The organism is Paenibacillus dendrobii (assembly GCF_009807035.1).
In the GTDB taxonomy this organism is placed as follows: domain Bacteria; phylum Bacillota; class Bacilli; order Paenibacillales; family Paenibacillaceae; genus Paenibacillus_AQ; species Paenibacillus_AQ dendrobii.
This window is the reverse complement of record NZ_WUBI01000004.1, coordinates 541,344-561,088: the sequence shown is the minus strand read 5'-3', so window position 1 is coordinate 561,088 and position 19,745 is coordinate 541,344. Positions and strand designations below refer to the sequence as shown.

22 protein-coding genes and 1 pseudogene are annotated in these 19,745 nt (G+C 45.3%); 1 reads left to right on the top strand and 22 read right to left on the bottom strand.

The window, feature by feature from the left end:
* Window positions 1–11: 11 nt before the first annotated feature.
* The gene (gene tagD / locus GRF59_RS23760) at window positions 12–404 is read left to right on the top strand and encodes a glycerol-3-phosphate cytidylyltransferase (RefSeq protein ID WP_160500183.1); all 393 of its coding nucleotides are present in this window, start codon (window positions 12–14) and stop codon (window positions 402–404) included.
* Window positions 405–438: 34 nt separating this feature from the next.
* On the opposite strand, the gene GRF59_RS23755 is transcribed toward tagD, so the two are convergent.
* The 22 genes and pseudogenes from GRF59_RS23755 to GRF59_RS23665 all read right to left on the bottom strand — a co-directional run bounded on the left by GRF59_RS23755 (window position 439) and on the right by GRF59_RS23665 (window position 19,712).
* On the bottom strand, window positions 439–2,406 hold the full coding sequence (locus GRF59_RS23755) for a glycosyltransferase family 2 protein (protein WP_160500182.1): 1,968 nt from the start codon (window positions 2,404–2,406) through the stop codon (window positions 439–441).
* 18 nt (window positions 2,407–2,424) lie between these two features.
* Window positions 2,425–2,763, bottom strand: a complete 339-nt coding sequence (locus GRF59_RS23750; RefSeq protein ID WP_160500181.1) for a hypothetical protein — start codon at window positions 2,761–2,763, stop codon at window positions 2,425–2,427.
* Window positions 2,756–3,145, bottom strand: coding sequence for a flagellar export chaperone FliS (fliS, locus tag GRF59_RS23745; RefSeq protein WP_160500180.1), 390 nt, complete (start codon window positions 3,143–3,145; stop codon window positions 2,756–2,758). The genes GRF59_RS23750 and fliS overlap by 8 nt, the downstream gene beginning before the upstream one ends.
* 20 nt (window positions 3,146–3,165) lie before the next feature.
* Window positions 3,166–4,635 (bottom strand): flagellar filament capping protein FliD, encoded by a 1,470-nt coding sequence (fliD, locus tag GRF59_RS23740; RefSeq protein ID WP_160500179.1) that lies wholly within the window; start codon window positions 4,633–4,635, stop codon window positions 3,166–3,168.
* A 14-nt stretch (window positions 4,636–4,649) separates the two neighbouring features.
* Window positions 4,650–5,015, bottom strand: coding sequence for a flagellar protein FlaG (locus GRF59_RS23735; protein WP_341480131.1), 366 nt, complete (start codon window positions 5,013–5,015; stop codon window positions 4,650–4,652).
* A 156-nt stretch (window positions 5,016–5,171) separates the two neighbouring features.
* Window positions 5,172–5,942 carry a flagellin N-terminal helical domain-containing protein gene (locus tag GRF59_RS23730; RefSeq protein ID WP_160500178.1) on the bottom strand — a complete coding sequence of 257 codons (771 nt, stop codon included), beginning with the start codon at window positions 5,940–5,942 and terminating at the stop codon, window positions 5,172–5,174.
* A gap of 141 nt (window positions 5,943–6,083) precedes the next feature.
* Window positions 6,084–6,317, bottom strand: a complete 234-nt coding sequence (gene csrA, locus GRF59_RS23725; protein WP_160500177.1) for a carbon storage regulator CsrA — start codon at window positions 6,315–6,317, stop codon at window positions 6,084–6,086.
* Complete coding sequence (gene fliW / locus GRF59_RS23720) at window positions 6,317–6,760, bottom strand: flagellar assembly protein FliW (protein ID WP_237392000.1); 444 nt, start codon at window positions 6,758–6,760, stop codon at window positions 6,317–6,319. The genes csrA and fliW overlap by 1 nt, the downstream gene beginning before the upstream one ends.
* Window positions 6,761–6,842: 82 nt before the next feature.
* Window positions 6,843–7,748, bottom strand: a complete 906-nt coding sequence (gene flgL, locus GRF59_RS23715; protein ID WP_160500175.1) for a flagellar hook-associated protein FlgL — start codon at window positions 7,746–7,748, stop codon at window positions 6,843–6,845.
* A gap of 16 nt (window positions 7,749–7,764) precedes the next feature.
* Window positions 7,765–9,321 carry a flagellar hook-associated protein FlgK gene (flgK, locus tag GRF59_RS23710; RefSeq protein ID WP_160500174.1) on the bottom strand — a complete coding sequence of 519 codons (1,557 nt, stop codon included), beginning with the start codon at window positions 9,319–9,321 and terminating at the stop codon, window positions 7,765–7,767.
* Between the two features lie 23 nt (window positions 9,322–9,344).
* Entirely contained in the window at window positions 9,345–9,845 is a 501-nt protein-coding gene (locus GRF59_RS23705; protein WP_160500173.1) for a flagellar protein FlgN, read from the bottom strand.
* Between the two features lie 9 nt (window positions 9,846–9,854).
* Window positions 9,855–10,139, bottom strand: a complete 285-nt coding sequence (gene flgM, locus GRF59_RS23700) for a flagellar biosynthesis anti-sigma factor FlgM (protein WP_160500172.1) — start codon at window positions 10,137–10,139, stop codon at window positions 9,855–9,857.
* A gap of 182 nt (window positions 10,140–10,321) precedes the next feature.
* Window positions 10,322–10,732, bottom strand: a complete 411-nt coding sequence (locus GRF59_RS23695) for a TIGR03826 family flagellar region protein (RefSeq protein WP_160500303.1) — start codon at window positions 10,730–10,732, stop codon at window positions 10,322–10,324.
* Between the two features lie 212 nt (window positions 10,733–10,944).
* The gene (locus GRF59_RS23690) at window positions 10,945–11,553 is read right to left on the bottom strand and encodes a ComF family protein (protein WP_237391999.1); all 609 of its coding nucleotides are present in this window, start codon (window positions 11,551–11,553) and stop codon (window positions 10,945–10,947) included.
* Complete coding sequence (locus tag GRF59_RS29840; protein WP_237391998.1) at window positions 11,540–11,728, bottom strand: hypothetical protein; 189 nt, start codon at window positions 11,726–11,728, stop codon at window positions 11,540–11,542. The genes GRF59_RS23690 and GRF59_RS29840 overlap by 14 nt, the downstream gene beginning before the upstream one ends.
* A gap of 192 nt (window positions 11,729–11,920) precedes the next feature.
* Window positions 11,921–13,402, bottom strand: a pseudogene (locus GRF59_RS23685) (helicase-related protein); the annotation flags it as partial.
* Window positions 13,403–13,467: 65 nt separating this feature from the next.
* Window positions 13,468–13,680: a hypothetical protein gene (locus GRF59_RS30165; RefSeq protein ID WP_341480130.1), complete on the bottom strand. Its 213-nt coding sequence runs from the start codon at window positions 13,678–13,680 to the stop codon at window positions 13,468–13,470.
* A gap of 234 nt (window positions 13,681–13,914) precedes the next feature.
* Window positions 13,915–14,061, bottom strand: coding sequence for a hypothetical protein (locus GRF59_RS29500; protein WP_202128824.1), 147 nt, complete (start codon window positions 14,059–14,061; stop codon window positions 13,915–13,917).
* A gap of 413 nt (window positions 14,062–14,474) precedes the next feature.
* Window positions 14,475–14,858: a hypothetical protein gene (locus tag GRF59_RS23680; RefSeq protein WP_160500169.1), complete on the bottom strand. Its 384-nt coding sequence runs from the start codon at window positions 14,856–14,858 to the stop codon at window positions 14,475–14,477.
* 168 nt (window positions 14,859–15,026) lie between these two features.
* On the bottom strand, window positions 15,027–15,749 hold the full coding sequence (locus tag GRF59_RS23675) for a response regulator transcription factor (RefSeq protein WP_160500168.1): 723 nt from the start codon (window positions 15,747–15,749) through the stop codon (window positions 15,027–15,029).
* A 4-nt stretch (window positions 15,750–15,753) separates the two neighbouring features.
* Window positions 15,754–16,908, bottom strand: coding sequence for a histidine kinase (locus GRF59_RS23670; RefSeq protein WP_160500167.1), 1,155 nt, complete (start codon window positions 16,906–16,908; stop codon window positions 15,754–15,756).
* A 92-nt stretch (window positions 16,909–17,000) separates the two neighbouring features.
* Complete coding sequence (locus GRF59_RS23665) at window positions 17,001–19,712, bottom strand: stalk domain-containing protein (protein WP_160500166.1); 2,712 nt, start codon at window positions 19,710–19,712, stop codon at window positions 17,001–17,003.
* Between the last annotated feature and the right edge of the window lie 33 nt (window positions 19,713–19,745).

Sequence of the window (19,745 nt, the reverse complement as noted above, 5' to 3'; positions counted from 1 at the left end):
GAGGTGGACTTATGAAAAAGGTCATTACGTATGGAACTTTTGATTTGCTCCACTACGGGCATATTCTTTTGCTCCAACGCGCTAAGGAACTTGGAGACCATTTAACGGTTGCCCTATCTACAGATGAGTTTAATGCCATTAAAGGTAAGGCGGTCTATTTCCCTTATGAAAAACGAAAAATGATGCTGGAAGCCATTAAGTATGTAGATGAAGTAATCCCGGAATGCTGCTGGGAGCAGAAGAAAGAAGACGTCAATCAATTGGGTATTTCCATATTTACTATGGGAGACGACTGGTCTGGCAAGTTTGACGAGTTACGTGAGTATTGCGAAGTCATATACTTGCCACGTACGCCGGATATATCTACGACGACTATAAAATCAGAGCTTCAAAAATCATTTTAAAAAGGAAAAAGACTACCTACTATTAGGTAGTCTTTTATATCTTCTTTTCATGTTGAAAATAATTATTTAAAAACGATATAGAGCTGAATTGTGGAAATTCGGTTATAAATTTCTCGATAAAGTTAGCTTTACAATCATTACTTGTATGCTGAATTAACGTGTGGTAAAGATGACGCGCTTTAGGTTGTAATCGAACAGCTTCTTCTAAAAATTCGACCGTTTCCGTACTATAACCATGATTAGCGTGATAAAACCCTAAATTCTCTAAACTCACTTCGTCTAATTGCTGTTGTGACAGCAAAACAGAATAATAACTCATTGCCGTCTCCACTTGGTTCAGACCATAAAAATAATTAGCGAGCTGGTTAACTAATTTCGGCGTTTTAGTCGCTTGTATAAATTGGTCAAAACAATCATACTGCTTTAGTATAAATAACTGTTTTGCTATTAAAAAAATGTCGTCTGCATATTCGGTTAGAAGTGCTTCCCTACCTGTTCCCTCGGAAGGAATAGAAGCAATCAATGAAAGCAACCCTTTAAACTCATCTTCTGTTCTCCGTGAGTTTATAGCTACTCTCAATATTGAATTATCTTTCCACAGTAGTGAACCAACAGCAATTTGAATCCAAAACTGCTCTATATCTTTGTCGTCTTCTCCAATAATCATCCCCGAATATTTGAGCCACGTGTCATGATTATGTCTCACTATGCCAAGCCGAAGATGATCCTCTATTAATAGATTCTCCTGATCAATGTGTGGCTCGTAATAGTCTACAAGTTCCTTACGCCCCAAGCCCAAAGATACTTTATATAGCAAATCGGCTTCAGACTTATTACTTTTATCATAGATTTGATCTAGAAAGTGAATAATGGATTCAGGTTGTTCATTATGATTTAACCACTCCACAAGTTTTAACAATACCCTTGGATTTCTGGTATTCTTATTCAATAATTTAGATAACCAATAGATAGCCTGCTGATTATCATTTATTTTGAAACTTACATTAACCAGTTGCTGCACGGGCATCTCAAAACTGTACATTGGATCCACAAGCCATATTTCTTGACGCTTAGCGGCCCTTGCTTCTGCAACTTCCACTGCTTTTCTGTATTGCTCAGCAGCTTCTACATAAAAGCCTAGAGTTTCAAAATGAATCCCCTTGATTGCATAATATTCGGAGTATTCAGGAAATTCTGATAGTTTGTATTCAGTCCACTTCCATGATTCAGCAAGACGATCTTGTTTATAATTGAGAATAATTAGTCCGACAAGGCAATGCGGGTACCAAGCCAATGTCGCACTCGTTCCCTCAATCGCTTTTTCATAGCATTCTAGTGCCTGTAATTCATCTTGAACATATCGATACTGGTTACCTAATGTAAACCAATCGTAATCGCTCATTTGGCTGTTGTTCTTCATATCGTTGAAAATCTGCATGTTGCGCTCATGCTTATTCTTCTCATTAACGCGTTGATCCTGATAGCCGGTGTGGTAGATAATGAGATCTATCCTTTTATGGTATAGCTCCCCTTGTGCTCCACGGGTAAGTTGTTCATGAATAGGCCTCTCGAAGTATATTCCCATGAAGTTGGGAAATAACCTCGTAACTGGAGAAGTTGAAATTTCATCTTGGTATTCCTTATCTCCTGTGAAGTTTACGACAGGAAGTGTGTAAGCCAAGTAGCCTAACGGCTGCTCATTATCTAAAAACAGATTCCACTGACTGTGTTCATCTACAGCAATATATTCATCTGCATCCATCACTAAGATCCACTTTGATGTCGCATGTTGCAAAGAAACATTTCTTGCTGCAGCAAAATCATTTGTCCATTGGTAATCAAAAATTAAATCGGTATAAAAACTCGCTATTTCTTTGGTTCGATCTGTTGACCCTGTATCAACGATAATAATTTCATCCGCAATATTTTTCACGCTGTCCAGACACCGAGGAAGCAACTCTTCCTCATCCTTAACAATCAAACAAACACTCAACCGTTTCATATGTTTTCGTCCCTCGAGTTATTTCTTACTGTCAAAAAACATGCTTTCAGGTGCGTAATCAGCCTGATATGCTGATTTCTGGACTTTAATGGTTCCTTGCCTGAGCAGCCAATCTCCCGCTTCCTGTTTCAAGTGATTCATCCTACTAAGAATCGCCTGATCAAACTGACATAGATTTCTCAGTTCGAGCTTATTTTCTGACGAAAGATGAGTTTTAAGTGCTTCAATCTTATGGACGATATCTTCCCTTTTATCCGAAAACAATGCGAGCTCCTCATATTCAACCCGGTCAAGCCGTTCTACGATATCCTTTGTCAAATATACCAGTTGACTAACGTAAGGATTAACCTCATTCATTATTTTGCTCCGCATTATTTAGTGACTTGCTAGCTGTATCCCATGCCTCACGCAATTCCTGTAGGTGGGATAAAATTTCTTTAGCCGGGACAGTGCTTTTTTTCATATTTGCCTGGATCAATTGATATACCATGTATTCATATACACGGTGCAACGTTTTAGCAATAGGATAATCATAATTAAGTGCTGCGATCAATTCATGAATTACGGCTTGAGCCTTACACAGATACGTATTAGCCTTCTCATAATCCTGTTCCTCGATCCCGGATATTCCAATCCGTACAAAACGTATAGCACCATCATATAACATAAGCAACAATTGAGCCGGGGGAGCGGTTTGCAGTTGTGTCTGTTGGTATTTTTGATAAGGTAAGTTAATCAAACCCGTTCTCTCCTTTATGATCAGGATAACATGCTCGTCAAACTGGACGATACACTATTGTATTTATTCATGGCTGTTTCCATGGCTGTGAACTGCTTATAGTATCTATTTTCTATGAGTGTCAGTCGATCATTCATAGCATCAATACGATCATCCAAATTCTTCAGCTGATCTCCCATTTCACTCTTAGGAAGAAAAGCCGTTGTAAGATCGCTGCTATATCGAGACGTTCCCGCACGGTCAGATATGCTCTGTAAGGAAACGGAAGTTATTTTTTTCACTCTATTGAAAATTCCATCCTTGCTGTTACTGCTTACGGTTGCTGTAGCGTCAGTTTGTCCGAATAAAGCCGAGGCTCCTTCAGGATTTTTTTCCAACGCTGCTCTGAGTTTCTTTTCATCTAATACAAGCTTACCTTTTTCACTGTAGGTTCCTGTAGTTATTCCGAACTCAGTTATATTTATTTTTTGACCATTTGGTAATACGACATCTGAAATTAAGGCTGATCTCATGTCACTGATGGTTTTGTTAAGAATAGAATCATCCTTAAGCATACCGCTTTGTGCTTTTTCTTGCCATAATTTGATTTCGTCATCTTTCATGTCCGCTTTTTGTTCGGTTGTTAAAGGAGCAAATTTACGGTAACGTTCTTCTCCTGTCTTCTGATTCATTAAGGCTAGGGTTTCGTTATAAGAATCAATAAAGGCTTTAATGGTATCTACCATTTTATCGATATCTTGAGTTACTTCAACCTGTGAAGATTGTCCTGAAGGAGTGACTCCATTTAAGGTGATTTCAACACCATTAATTGTGAAACTATTCGAACTTTGAGTTGTTGTTATGCCATTAATTGTAACAGATGCATCAACACCTTGTTTTACATCAGCTTGTTTTAAGCCAAATACATTAGTTAACAGATCTCCACTAAAGGTGATATCTTTTTTCCCCGTCTCCTTGCTTGTTAAAGAAATCTTGCCTGAGGATGCATCATAAACGGCCGTAACTCCTGCTGTTCTGTCGCTATTAATCTTATTGATTAACGAATCAATAGTATCATCTGGACTAAAACTGATAGTAGATGAACCAATGGTTATACTGGTATCCGTGCCTCCATAAATGGAAGAGATTTTGGTTGTTGAAGGATTAGGAACCGTTACACCACTTGAAACCACATTTGATGCAGTTGCCAGATTATTAACTGTAATATTCAGTACGGAGTCCGAAGCAGCTCCTGTGGCATTCGCTGTTATTACATTTGAAGCACCAGTAACTGTCGCCTTTTTAGCATTTACCGAACTGCTATAGTTCAAATTGGTCAATTTATCATTTAAGCTAACCAGTTTAGTGCTTACTTGACGATATCCATCCCTTTTCCACTCTGTCTGCTGCTTTTGTTGGTTCAACTTATCCAGAGGTACCCTTTCAGCTTTCATAAGCTGTTTGACCATAGAATCTATATCTAAACCTGACGCTAAACCTGTAATTCTCATATGTGCCTCCTTAGTTATGCTTTTTTGTCAATAATTAATCCATTCATCTCCATCATGCTTGCTGCTACATCAAGTAGCTTCTCTTGTGGAATTTCTCGAATTAAATCACCTGTTTCTTTATTAAAAACTTTTACCATAATGGCATGCGTTCCTTTGTGAACAGAAATTTCAAATGATTTTTCCGGACCTTGCACAGCCTTAATAGCCTTTTCTATCTGTTGAACTGCCTGCACCTGATCATTTGAAAGCTTTCCAGTAGGGTAAGACATGTTTGACGAAATAACTTCAGTATTTAGTACGACTTCTTCTGAACTACCTTTGGATGAAGTCGGCTTTCCCAATCCCATTACTGGACTATTGACCGATATCCGATTGTCCACAAAATATTCCCTCCCTTATATTGAAAGCAAGGTATTGATCACCAGTTTCTTCGATTCAAGTTGTTATTGTATATATCGGTATAAATCATTGATTTATAAAGACGAAACAGCAAAAAAGAGGCCTTGTAAACAGGGCCTCTTTTCGAGAAAAAGATATTAACGAAGTACAGACAGAATTCCTTGTGGAGCAGAATTCGCTTGAGCCAGCATCGATTGCGAAGCTTGCAGCAAGATGTTGTTTTTGGACAGTGCAACCATTTCCTTCGCCATATCAGTATCACGGATACGGGATTCGGCAGCAGTCAGATTCTCAACAGTTGTACCGATGTTGTTGGAAGTGTACTCCAGACGGTTTTGAACAGCACCTAATTTAGCGCGTTGTGTAGACACATTATTAATAGCTGTTTCAATTGCCGACAGATTAGTATTGGAACCCAAACCACTAAAGCCTGTAGTAGAAATAGTACCAATGGTGATCGAACCAGTTGCTTTGTCATTAACGGTGATTGTAGCACCTTTAGTGATGCTGATACCGTTAAAGGTTGTCTTAGTCATGATGTTATCGATTTGAGCACCCAGTTCTTTCAGCTCTTCATTGATGTTTGCTTTATCGTTAGAGCTGTATGTTCCACTCGATTTTTGAACATTCAGTTCTTTCATACGAGTCAGCATGGAGCTTACTTCGTTCATTGCACCCTCAGCTGTCTGTACGAAAGAGATACCGTCTTGAGCGTTACGTTGAGCTTGCTCGAGACCACGGATTTGACCGCGCATGGATTCGGAGATGGACAAACCAGCAGCGTCGTCAGCAGCGCGGTTGATGCGCAGACCGGAAGACAATTTCTCCATGTTTTTGCTTGCTGCGTTAGTGTTCAGACCCATGTTACGGTGAGTGTTCAAAGCTGGAATATTGTGGTTGATAATCATTTTTAATTTCCTCCCTGAATTGTAAAGTTCCCACATCCTTGTGGTGAACGGTTTGAAGGTCGGCCGCCCGTTTCAAACCTCTCTATAATTTATATCGGTGGTAGAGGAAATTTTGTTAATAGAGAAAATATTTTTTTTATATTATTTATGGGAATCCTTCCATTCTGATAACTTGCGGAGTAATTCCTGAGGTTCTGACGTTGCTTCAGAATTACTTTCTTGAATAGAAAGGTAAATTTCCTTCCGATAAATTTCTATATCTCTAGGGGCACTAACGCCAATTTTCACTGTATCTCCTTCTATGCCTAAAATGGTAAGCTCTATATTTTCCGATATCACAAGAGCCTCGCCTTTTTTTCTTGTAAGAACAAGCATTATTCTTCTCCGCCCTTCTTGCCGCTATCCTGTATTAACAACGGATGCTTAGAGTTATATGGCGTCGGATACAGCACAACCTGTCTGCCTCGTTTATTTTGAACGTTTAGAATAATCGGAGCCATAAGATTGGTTGTGGTCTTGGTGGGGTCATCCCCCCAAGTAACAATTGAACGGACAACCACATCTTTGATATTTGTAATACCAAGCAACTCTTGGTCATTATCTGACAATTCAAATTCGTACTCATTAAAAAATATAAAGGGGTTGGTAATAATAAAAGCAACTCCCTCATTCTCAACAGATTGCAGAATCGAAAAATACTCGTCATGGGATTGAATCATATATCGATTATACTGTTCAAAACCTGGTATACCATTTTTAAATTCAAAAACTTCCTCTTTCACTCGAACTTCTTCATTCTCCATATTAGGAACATGCATAAATGTTTAATTCCTCCTGTAATAAAAAAGCTACGAACGCATATTGTTCATAGCTTCATTATATATCTTTTTTATCCGTTTTCTATCGAATGAAATCAACCAATGTAGGGGAAATGATCTTCGCTCCTACAGATAAAGATGCCTGATAAATATTAGCAGACACGGAAGATTGAATTGTCAATTTAGCGATATCCGCATCTTCTGTTTTGGATTGCAACTTAGTAAGATTGAGATTCTCATCACTCAAACGATTTTGCATTAACTCCACTCGATTGGTTCTAGCTCCGACCTCAGCATGTACTGAAACCATTTTCTGCAATCTTGAATCGATATTGGCTGCCTCTTTGGAAATATCATCATATTTACCGTTTTTCATAGCGGTAGATAGCTTGTCAATAACATTAAATATGTTGTCATCCTCACTCTTACTGCCAAAAAACTCATTTCCCGACGTATTAATCTGAAATGTTACACCCTGACCAACGGTATATTCTACACCACTTGTATCCGTGTCCGTTCCAGCAAGAGAAGTCGGATCTCCTAGGTTATAAGGCTGTTTGTCATAAGTTTGGCCATTGAAAATATATTTTCCGTTGTACTGAGTGTTTCCAAGCTCCCCCAGTTGCTGCTTCAATTGTTGGAGCTCCGATTCGATACTATCAAGGGCTGTTTGAGGATTGCTTCCCGTGCTTGCCTGAACCGTAAGTGCTTTAATTCTGCTCATAACAGCCTCCGATTGTGACATGACCGAATCCGTCGTATCCAACCATCCCAAAGCTGCATCAACGTTACGTTGATATTGGTCATTGGATGAAAGTTCGGAGCGGTAACGAAGGGCATAAGTGACGCCCACCGGATCATCTGAAGGTTTATTCAGTTTACGGCCAGTCGACATCTGATTCTGCTGATCTGACATAGCATTTAAATTATGATTCAAATTATGCATCAGCTGTGTGCTCATCATATTAGAAGTAACACGTAACGACATTTTTTACCCCCCTAGGTTAGCGTCCAACAACGCCCGTTCCGTTAATCAATTTATCAAGCATTTCATCGAACGTCGTCATAACCCTCGCGGCAGCAGAATAAGCATGCTGGAACATGATCATATTGGACATTTCTTCATCAAGGGAAACTCCGCTTACTGACTGTCTTCTTTGATCAACCTGAGTCGTTAGTACCTGGGCATTCTCTGCTTGGCGTTTGGCCTCATTGGCCTGCACTCCCACCTGACCAACAATAGCTTTAAAGTAGTCATCAACCGTAGTTGGTGCAGTGAGTCCACCCCCAAAGTCGAATTTCGTATCTTTCAAATTGGACATGAGAATAGCCAGCCCGTTGTTCCCTTTTACGACTTGTTCATTCGGATCGGTTCCCATCGTTCTCATTGAAGATGCAATCAAACTCGGATTATCTATAATCGCTTGATTCAATGTAATATTGGCCGCTGTAACAGGACCATCACCTTTGGCAGAGAAGAAATCCCCACCAGCCACTGGTTTCCCTTCATTTAAACCATAACCGAGCTTATGAAGACCATTAATACCTTTCACAGTAACCGTTAAATCTGAAGATAAGGTTCTTCCTGCACCAGTATAGGTTTTACCATCTAAAACTGTCCCCTCAGGTAGAACGGAGCCAGCAGGAATCGTAATTTGAATGTCACCATTAACAAGTGTATTAGCAAGTTGATCCAATTGCTTTTGATAATCTGCAACATAACGATCTCTCGAAACAAACGTGCCATACACTTCACCGCTGTTCAAATCGCCGCTTGCGTAAGCTTGTTGCAGTGTCTCCGAACTTACCTGATTCGCTATGCTGCCTTCCACCAGAACCTGGCTTCCCATCGTAACCTGGTATCCATCAGGCATTTCGGTTACTTTTACGTTTACTAAGCTAGATAATTGATCAACCAGCAAGTCTCTTTGATCTCGAAGATCATTGGCATTGTCACTACCTGAGCTTTCAATACGTGTTATTTGATTATTCAGATCTGAAATGGAAGAGAGCATGGAGTTAAGCTTGCTGGCATTTAGATCAATGCTATTGGTAAGATCACTATTTAAGTCCGTCAGCTGCTTACTTGTATGATTCAAAGCATCAGTTAGGGCAAGAGTTGTTTCCTTGACAATCTTCCGGTTCGTGACATTCTCTGGATCCTTACTCAGATCAGACCATGACTTATAAAAATTATTTATTAAGCTGCTAATTCCTGTATCAGAAGGCTCATTTATAATGGTTTGAAGTTTATCCAATGTATCATATTGAATATTCCAATTGCCAAGAGCTTTGTTTTCATTGCGATATTGTTCATCCAAAAAAGATTCTCTTATTCGCTCTACGGATGAAAACTCTACGCCTGTTCCGAGCTGTCCCGGAACTGTTGAGTGAGTCATTCCGTATGCTTCGATCGGTTTTGAAGCCACCATATTGACCCGCTGGCGTGTAAAACCCGCAGTATTGGCGTTAGCAATATTATGACCAGTAGTATTTAATGCAGCTGTTTGAGTAAACAGGCTTCGTTTCGCAGTTTCCACTGAATGAAATGTAGAAGTCATATATCCTCCTCAGAATCTCTAAATTAGGCCTTTGCATCGAATAGACCAGCCCGATTTGTACTATTCGTCTTTCCAGCAGGATGCGCATAGGTTGGTTCATCACCCGGAGACGCACCAAGAAGATCTAAAGAATAATCCACGAAAGCCAAGGCCTGGCTAATCAACTGCTGATTCAGATCGTTTAATTGCTTCAATTCATGCAATGTGTTGGCGAGCTCCAACTGTATATCCTTTAACTGCTGCTTTTCTTGAGGATCAAAAACAAGTCGTGATAACTCCGTTAAATTCAGATTTAATAGAGACTTGATTCCTTTCTCTCTTATATAAGCATAGCAATGTTCTTGTCTTTCATTTTCAAGCTGATCAATTCTTTTCATTAATCGCGATTCATGATTAAGTATTTGAATTAAATTGTCAACATCATTGTTCATAACCGCATCTTTCTTGCCCTGCGCCAACTTAAGCATGGATTTATGCTCATCGTTCAGTCTGACCAATGATTCTATTAATGGTTGTAATGGCATAAGCGCCCCCTACTTATTTGGAAAAGACTTAAAATACGGCATGAGCTTCTCGGCAATTTTTCCTGCTTCTACATGATAGGTGCCGGAGGATACCTGCTGTTTGAGGTCTTGAATCCGTTGTACTCGATCAGGGTCGGTGCTGCGCTCCTGAGCCTCCAGCATTTCGATCGCCTCCGAGGAAATGGATACTTCATCCTTGCGGCGCTCCATCTTTTTCGCTTCCTGCCGCTGAGTCTCCATATTCCGTTGATAAGGGTTAACTCCACCAACTCTTCCGGTATCATTAATTTTCATATCTTCCACCTTCTTTCAAATATATAAGGACGCCTCAAGCGTTTCTTGGGTACGTATAATTATGGCATCCAGGCGGGTGCTTCACGCCAGACCAACGTAAAAAACCGATAATCTTTACTAAGTTTATCGGTCATAAATGAAACATTATTTATAGTTGTATATGTTTTTAGTGCGCTAGTCTGTTATTTATGAAATTTATCGACAGCCCGATAGGTTGCATCGCCCTGTTTTTTAGTGCCTGAATCCTTATTTGCCTCTTCATGCATGGCCTGATTCAGTTCTTTGGTCAGGCGTGAGCGGCAAGAGTCGCACATATGTCCATCACGGATCAAGTTTCCGCATACTTCGCAGGGATACATTAAATTCGGCGCATTCATCACCGAGATCCGGCCTTCCCGGATGAATCGGGTGATTTGCTTGATAGAAACTTCGGTAGCCTCCGACAGCTCCTGAATCGTTGCGCCCTTTTCCTCACGCAGGTATTGAACACACTTTTCATATTCGTGCTCAATTTCTTTGATGCAGTTTGGGCACATGTCTTTAAAATTAGCCGCAAACAATCTGCCGCAGCGAGGACAGTTTGCCAGATTCACGATTACGCCCCCTTCGTTCTTTACAAAGTGAATTCCGGAAAGATTCATGCTATGTACTCTATACGGAAAACTACGTTTCCTTCTCACTGATATCTAGAAGAAACTGTATAGAAATTCCTGAACCATCCTAAACATATATAGCTTACATGATTCAACGTTGCCTCGTCCATCCCTTTTCACGAAATCGGCATGTTTTTAGCAAAATTTGTCGGTTATGAGCGCGCCCATGTCAAACTATACACCTCTGTAGTTATATCAGGGCAACGTTGCATTTCTCCTTGGATAACCGCTGCGCAGGTGTTAATCGTACTGCCTGTCGTGTAAATATCATCTATCAACAGGATACGCAGACACTCTATACTTCGTGTAGTATATTTCGCAGCTTTTGTAGAAGTGATGGGATTGGAAATAACCGTATGTTGCAGATACTCAAAGCCTCTCGGCTCGATATCAAATGCATGCTTCATGGAATCAATACGTTCTTGCCTTGTCTTAAAGCTTTGTTTGCCCGTATGCTCGCTCCGAACCAGCAAAGGGACGACCGGCAGCTTATGCAATTCCCCTATTCCTACAGCGAGTACTTCAGCCTGGTTAAAACCGCGTTCGGTGAGGCGCTCCCTACTGACGGGAACGAAGGTTACAAGATGCGGCTTCCATATTTCTCTGCTACCTGCTTGATGGTGATTGAGCTGAAAAGAAATCTCCTGCTGCATCCGAATCAAAGCACGGCTTATCATCTTGATCAATAAGGGGGCATATCTCTCATGTCCCCTATACTTATATTGGGCCAGCCATTCTCTCATGGTTTCATTGTACTGCACGGCGCTGCGATTCAACACAAAAGACCGGTGCTGCGCCTCCCTCCGCAGACAATCCGGACAGCCAAATGCTCTGCCGCAATAGGGACAACGCGGTCTGTCGATCCAAGGAATGGCTGAAGCACATCGTTCGCAAATACCGGGCCATTCTCGTGTCAATCTGCTTCGGCTTCCGCATGTGAGGCAAATGTCTCCGGGAGGTGCAAGCAGATCGCGAACAAAAAAAGATATAGAGGAGCGAAGGGAGTGCACGAGGTAACCTCCTGTCGGTTGATTTCGATGTTATCGACAAAATACAAAGAGTTAAATAAAACGAACCCGTGAGATTTCGAATACGGTGAGGTATGGTCCAAATTTGTAATTTTTAAAACTACAGCTCTTTCAAATATCCATTCTTCCTGGCAATCCGGTTCATGCCTACAATCTGTTGGACCGCCCTTTTCTGCGATATCGTCCATTGCGGAGAAGCAAAGATCACCCTTCCCGCCGGATCTTCAGAGGAACGCCCGGCCCTGCCGGCCATCTGGACCAAAGACGCCTCATCAAAAAGCCCGCTGTCTGCATCTGCTATAAAAACATCGCTGCGCGGAACCGTGACTCCCCGCTCTAAAATGGTCGTCGTCACCAGCAGCCGGATCTCCCGCTCTCGGAAGCTTACGACTTTCGCTGCGCGAAGTGGGTCCTCTGATGAAGTACCTTCAATACGGTAGCCATCAAAAGTACGGCAGAGAATGCGAACGAGCGGGTCGATGTGACGAATACGCGACACAAACAGAAAAACCTGGGCATCCCGCTCTAGCGATTGCCTAAGAACTTCTGTGAGTCGCTTTAAAAGTAGGGGCTGCCGGAGGCACTGTTCGATGCTCTTTACGCTAATTCGCTTCGGCACCGGCAGCGGATGGCCGTGAAAGCGGACCGGCACCTTGGCATGCTGCAGCGTTCCACGCACGGCCTCCCGTTGCAGCGGCCGGGGCGGCGTAGCTGACAAGTAGACAAACTTCCCATCCGGCTTGCAAGCGTTCTGTGCAGCAAATGCCAACATGGGGTCATTGTGGTAGGGAAAAGCGTCCAGCTCATCGATGACGACTAGATCAAAAGCCTGGTAAAAACGCATGAGCTGGTGCGTTGTTGCCAGCGTGAGTTCCCCTGCCTGCCATCGCTCCGTACTACCGCCGTATAACGTGACAATCCTCGTATCACTGAAAGCTTTCGCAAGCCGCGGGGCCAGTTCCAACACCACATCCCGGCGGGGCGTGGCCACCAGCACGCGGCCGCCTTGTTCGAGAATCGAGCTTAGCAGGGGGAAGATCATCTCGGTTTTGCCCGCGCCCGTCACGGCCCAAAGGAGAAAGCGGGAGGGCGCGAAGGGTTTGCCGACGGGCTGAATGTGCCCGGCGTGTACAGCGAGCGGCCACCACTTGCGGCCGCTCCTCTCGGCGGAGCCCCTGCGGGGCGGCTCCGCCAGGAAACCCAGTGCAGCGCAGGCGGCATCGCCCTGCGCTGCGCTAAGCCCCCACCGCCCGCGCACCGCGGCGGTGGATTGCCCGGCCGCGGCACGCACGGCCGGGTGCCCTCCCGCTGCTGTGCGCAGCAGCAGCGAGCAGGCGCGGCTGCGCCCGAGCGCGAGGCATGCCTCGCAGTAGGCGCAGTCCGCGCGGCCGCACGCGGCGCATGCCGTGCGGCCGGTGGCTTCGCTGCCGCAGCGCCGGCAGCGGGGTAGCCCTTGGCGGCCCAAGCGAAGCGGGCCGCGCTCCCCCGGGCGGGCATCCGCCGCCACGCCCGCGTCAAGCGCCAGCCGGCCCTGCAGGCTGGCCAGCTGCGCAGCACTGAACCAGGCGCCCGCAAGCCAGGGCGCCATCTCCTCCAGCAGCGCGTCCACTTCCGAAGCAAGCAGTGATCGCCCCTGCAGCAGTTGATTTAGCAGCACGGCTTGTCCATCCAGCTCAGCCATGCCGCCTGCCGTATGAAGAGCTGCATCCATCCGGCCTGCTCCCGCTGGCTCGGCGAGCAGCCGGTGCACGTCGTCCGGAGCCGCTTCATGCAGATTCCATATCCATCCTGCAAACCCATTTTGGTTCGATATGGAATCTCCCAAGGATGCAGCGCCCGCTCCAAATGAAAGATCCACACGCCCTGGTACCTCTGCCTTCCGCTTCTTCCCAGCCCCTACGCTCGCTTCCCCCAACAGCTCTATGACCCAAGCATGCCACTCATCCAAACTCCAGTTCCCCATGCCCGCCTGCTCCGCAAATGTTTCCCCGATTTCAAGTGCATGACTGAACGCTATTGCGTCAGACGGAAATACCATTTTCCCAGACCTGCCGAGCTTTTCTCTGTTCCGGACCCACCACAGCACGTCTACCCTCATATCCAGCGATCGTTTAATCGTCCAACTTCTCCCGTTCCACAGGCCATAAACTGCCAGCCGCACCCGTCCAACTCCTTTCGATCCATCGCCAAAATGGACTTCACCGTTAAAAATCCGATTTTTACAGCCTTTTTAAACATCATTTTAAAACCTTCAGTATGCACAAAACTGTGGAGCTCCATCTATATCCATACTTGTCCACAGTCCTCCCCTCTTGTCTTCACTTTTCTTTCCGCCACGCACCATATCCATCCACAAACCCACAGATTCATCCCCATCATTCACAGTTTGCTGTGCCATTATTAGCTTTCCAGCAGGCTTCTCCCCTTTTTAGCGACTTTAAGCCTGTGGGTAATTCATGTTTTCCCAAGATGCATACCCATCAACGATTTTTTAATCCACAACCGAGCGCAGTAGCCTTACTCCATCTCACACGATTGCCCCGGATCAAGCCGCACATCCAAACAGCAAAAAAGCACACCCCACGGTTAACCCGTACATAAGTGTGCTTCACCTTGTATTTCTTAATATGCCGCTGTCAGCCGCAGGCCCTATCCTATACATATGGAATATGCCCCGCTGCATGCGGATTTCGTAAATCGATAATCTTTACATTCGGCTCTCCGCCACGGCTCAATATCGAAAAATCCTTCGATATCGAAAGCTCAACGCCCGCGATTCCCTCTAATCGCTGAATAATGCCAAGTGTGTCATCATCCGAATTGAGGTCCAGCACCGTTAGCCCAAGCCGCTTACCTGTAAACAAAGCATACAGTCCAAGGGCCCGAATATACCATTCAATCTGTCGTTCATGATTGGAAGTCACCAGAATATAGTGAATCCGGCGTGTATTCCTGCGCTTTTGCCAGGCATGGTAGACATGAACCGCCACAGCAGCAAGCGCATATACCGTCAAGATCCACATTAGCGGGGTCAGCATGCAGACTCACCTCCCTGTTATACCAACACTATATGCTGGTAAGATGAGGTCGGTGAATGTAAGCGCATCATTAGCCCGCACCCTTTTCGAGGGTCACGGCCGCCGCCTATATCCAGTGGTAATTTTCACAATCATTTACAATAAAACCAAAATTACATATACCCGAATTTAAAGGGTTACCCAACCATATTTGATCGAGTTGATTACCGCTTGTGTGCGGTCGTCAACCTCCATCTTTTGCAGAATGCTGCTGACATGGTTCTTAACCGTCTTCTCGCTGATAAAGAGATACTCGCCGATCATCTTGTTGCTCTTGCCCTCAGCCATCAATCGCAGCACTTCCGCTTCACGGCGGGTTAACGGATTGTTCTCGCCCGCTACGAATTTCACGCCCGCTTCCTTCACGCCGCTCTCCGTCATAGCACCTGTCTCGTTGAGGAAGGTCATGCGGCGCAGCTGTTGAATCAGCTTGCCCGTTACTTTGGGATGGATAAAAGCATACCCTTCTTGTACGGAGCGGATCGCATTAATAAGCGACTCTGCCTCCATATCCTTCAGCAGGTATCCATTCGCGCCTTTGCGCAGCGTTTCGAATACATAGCTTTCGTCATCATGAATGGATAAGATAATAACTTTCACATCCGGGAAAAGCTCGCGCAGTTTCTCGGTTGCCTCCACGCCGTTCTCGACAGGCATATTAATATCCATCAGCACGATGTCCGGCTTGATTTCATTGCAAAATTCCAATACCTGAATGCCGTCCCCGCATTCGCCGATGACCTCAATGTCATCCTCCATATTCAAAATGCGCTTCAGACCCTCGCGAAACAATTGATGATCGTCAGCCAAGAGGACTTTAATGGTTGTTTTGCCAGAATCCCTGTTTTCCATCCTGTTACTCCTTCCCCTTCTCCACGTTCGTTGGGATATGGATTACGATCTTTGTACCCTGGTTCTCTGCGGATTCAAGTTCCATTCTTCCTTCGAGAAGCTCTACCCTCTCACGCATGCCGATCAGCCCGAAATGATCTTTCGATTTCTGCTCCAGAAGCTCGACTTTAAAGCCTAGGCCATTGTCCTGAACAACAATTTTGACCAACTGCGCCTGGTATGTAATTTCGACTACCACATAGGTCGGGTAGGCATGCTTGGCCGCATTGCTGAGCGCTTCCTGTACCAAACGGTATATGGCTGCTTCCATCGCGGAAGAGAGGCGGTGTTCTTTCCCCCGTGTTTCGAAAATCGTGCGGATTTTGGTCTTTTCCTCAAAATCATGCACATATTTCCGCATTGTCGGGATCAGCCCCAAATCATCGAGTGCCATGGGCCTCAGGTTAAAGATAACCTTCCGCATTTCTTCTAGGCTGGAGCGCACTTGTCCCTTCAAATCTAATATTTCGTCCTGCACCATCTTAAATTCCTGCTTTACCATCATTCTTTCCACAATTTCCGTGCGGAGGACCAGATTGGCAAGCAGCTGCGCGGGACCATCATGGATTTCGCGGGCAATACGTTTACGTTCCTCTTCCTGAGCCAGTATGATTTTCAGACCGATTAGCTGGCGGTTCTTAGCCGTTTCGATAATCCGTGTCACCTGTCCCAGTTCGCCTGACAAGTACTCCAGTACCACACCCATTTGTGATCCGATGGATTCAGCACGTTCAACAGAGTTCTCAACATTTCGGACTCTCTTTTGCAATTCATCGCGTCTGGCCTTGAGATACATTTCCTTCTCACGATAAATCATAACATCAAGCTGAAGCTGCGTCGCTTTTTCATACGCCTGCCTGATGTCATCCTCCTTGTAACGGACGAAGTCCCGGCTGACTTCCGTCAGCCGGACGCGAGAACGCCGGTAGTTCAGCTCCAGCTGATCCACCTTTTGCAGCGTCTCGATGGTTTCCTTCATCACATACTGCAGTTCCTGATTCAAAGAGGCAAGTTCGTCACGGGCCGCCTCAAGAATCTCAAACATCTGATATTTGCTGTTCTCCACCACCTGGATGGCGTTCTTAATGACGCGGTCTATCGCATCGGCTTGAAAATCCACGTACTTCTACTCCATTTCTTACCACTACAGTTCTATATAGAATGAGCTGTCATCCATGTTTTCTAGTTCATTTCTATACATATCATACCATATCATGATTCGATAGTGACGGTCTTCGTGTTTTGTTCCCATTTTACATTTAATCCTAATTGCTCTGATACGAGCCGAAGTGGGACTAAAGTACGACCTTGGCTGATATAAGGCGCAACATCTGCACCTTTGCGTTTGCCGTTCAGAATAAAGTCCTTATTTGCGATTTTCAAATCCATGACTTTGCCACCACGAATGATCGTTATTCGTTGATTGGCCGGGTCCCAAGTCGCGTTTCCGCCAAACGTATCCAGCACGTATTTGATCGGAATATAAGTGCTGTTGTTCTTCATGACTGGTGCTGTTTCCATCGTTTTCTTCTGTCCATTGGTCATAAAGGACTTTTGACCGATAGCCATGATGACTTTACCTGTAGGTAACCCGGCTTCACTGGACAGGGAAGGCATCGTGAACTTGATATTGTCAAAAGCAACCGTACCTGTTTTCGCCCGCTCATCTTGACCCTCTTCGACATTGACCACATATACACGCTTGAGCTGTGCCGGGAATGCAATGCCTTTATCGCTCAGATCGATATTGAGCGTCTTCCAGCCATCCCAATCAATCGTCTTGGCAAGGTCTACATAAACCGTGTTGCCGTTATTGTCTTTGAGCTCGGCACGTGCCCAGTTCAGGCTGTGATCTCCCATGACATCAATGGACATGGAGGTTGCCGCTGCGTTGATAGCCTTGCCCGTAGAGCCGTTCAGCTCTGCGTAGGCGTACATTTTGCCTGTTCCCGCGGTCATATCATATGTCAGCTGAAGCACTTTGGAATTGGCATGATCGCCGCTTCCCTGCGTTACGGCAGCCGTACCGTTCACTTGGGCGCTGTTGCTCGTAAACTGCACCGGATAGCTGACATTTTCGAAATTCTCCCACATATCTTCGCCGGCCGCCGACAACACAACCGCCGTACTGAAACCATTGTAACGGGCAATCGCATACCCCACTTTGGCGTTGGCATCCACAGACGTTACAGAGAGCTTGCCGTTCTGCACACTGCCCTTGAAGCCGATGAATTCCCACTTCAACGCACTATCAGGCACACTGATTTGCTGTCCATCCTTGGTCGTAGCCGTAACCGACACCGATACCGTGCTTCCTGCCTTGAGCGGCGCCGTAGCTGAAGCCACGTTAAGTGCATTCAGATCATCGGCTCCAAGCACCTTCACATCCATGCTCGTGCTGGCATTACCGCTGACAGCGGTAATCTTGGATGTGCCTGGCGTCACGCCCGTCAACGTTTGTCCGCTAACCTTGATATTGCCATTGCTGGATTTCCAAGTTGGCGTAAGACTCGAAGTATCTACCGGATTGAAATAGTTATCGTAACCTTTCAATTTAAACGAAGCCTGCTGTCCGATCAGTATAGAGGAGCTTCCGCTGATCTTCAGGCCCTTGAGCTCACCTTTGGGAGCACTTGTATATACGCCGACGGCGTTCACTACGCTGCGTTGCTCCGTACCGTATTCAGTGTTAAAGGTAAGTACGTTATTATCTTCACCCAGAGGACGGCTGACCATCGTCGTAGAACCGCCTCCATCCAGATTAAGGCCTTTCCATACTCCGATATTCACCATGAAGGATTGCAATTCCCCAAGCGACATGCCGGAGCTGTTACCATTCTTCTCCACAGCGATAATATAGGCATACCGCTGATCCTTCGAATATCCAAGAGCCGTTCTGGCACGGTATCCGCCAATGCTGGACACGTCACGCGAATAAGACGACGCTTGGCCGTTGTTCACCAGAATGGTATGCCCGCCGATCATCATCTGCAAAGTGGCAGGGTCCACGGATTGTCCCATCGTTTTGGATTTGAGCAAATAACTGGTTTTGATCGGTTGTCCAACTGCAAGGTGATTTTTCACAAAATCCGCAGCCGTTCCATGCGTCCGCAAAATGTAACCATCCTGCGGCACCGCCATATCGCCAAAGCCACCCAGATCTGAAATTTGCGTTATAACGCCATTCTGAACCAGCACCTCTATCGGGGTGGTGGAGCTATTTTTCGGGCGTTCGGTCGATTTCCATGCGCTGGTGTAAATATACATCGCATTGACATGGCTATATGACGAAGTGCTGCTCTCCGGATTGTAGGAGGTTTTATTGATCCCTGCGAGCGGGAAGGAAGAACCGTCCTGAGCTGTTACAGAGCCGTCGAAGGAAAACTCATCAATGATCGGCTTACCATCACTCGTCACCGCAAAGGAGTACATACCTTTAATATCCGAAGGGGTCGACATTAGCTGTCCGTTCGTCACTTGCCCACCAATCGGAGCTCCGTCTGCGCCTGTGTTAAAATAGTCCCCGTTCACCGCTGCGACCGCCCCGGTTTCCTTCGCCATGCCCCCTGTGCTTTGCTTGGTCGTGAACTGGCCATCCTTGCCGTTCATCACGTCCATTTTCACATACGGGTTCTGCAAATCGATGCGAATCACATCCGCAAGCGCTGTTGCCTGTTTCCCTGAACGCGTCGTCGTGAATTTGTATTTCGTTAAAATCGCTCCCGAAGTAACCGGATCTTCTCCCAGCTTCGTAACCGAAGATGCTGCCGCACTGGCGACCGAAGAGATCGAATGTCCGTTCAGCGGAATTCCGCTGCCTACCACCGGCGCGATAAAGAGCAGACCTGCCAGGGATACTACCATCCATTTTTTACCCGATACGAACCGGCCTTTATTCTCATTCAGCTTGTTATTCCATTTCATGAAGCGCTACTCTCCCATCTCTTTCAAACACTT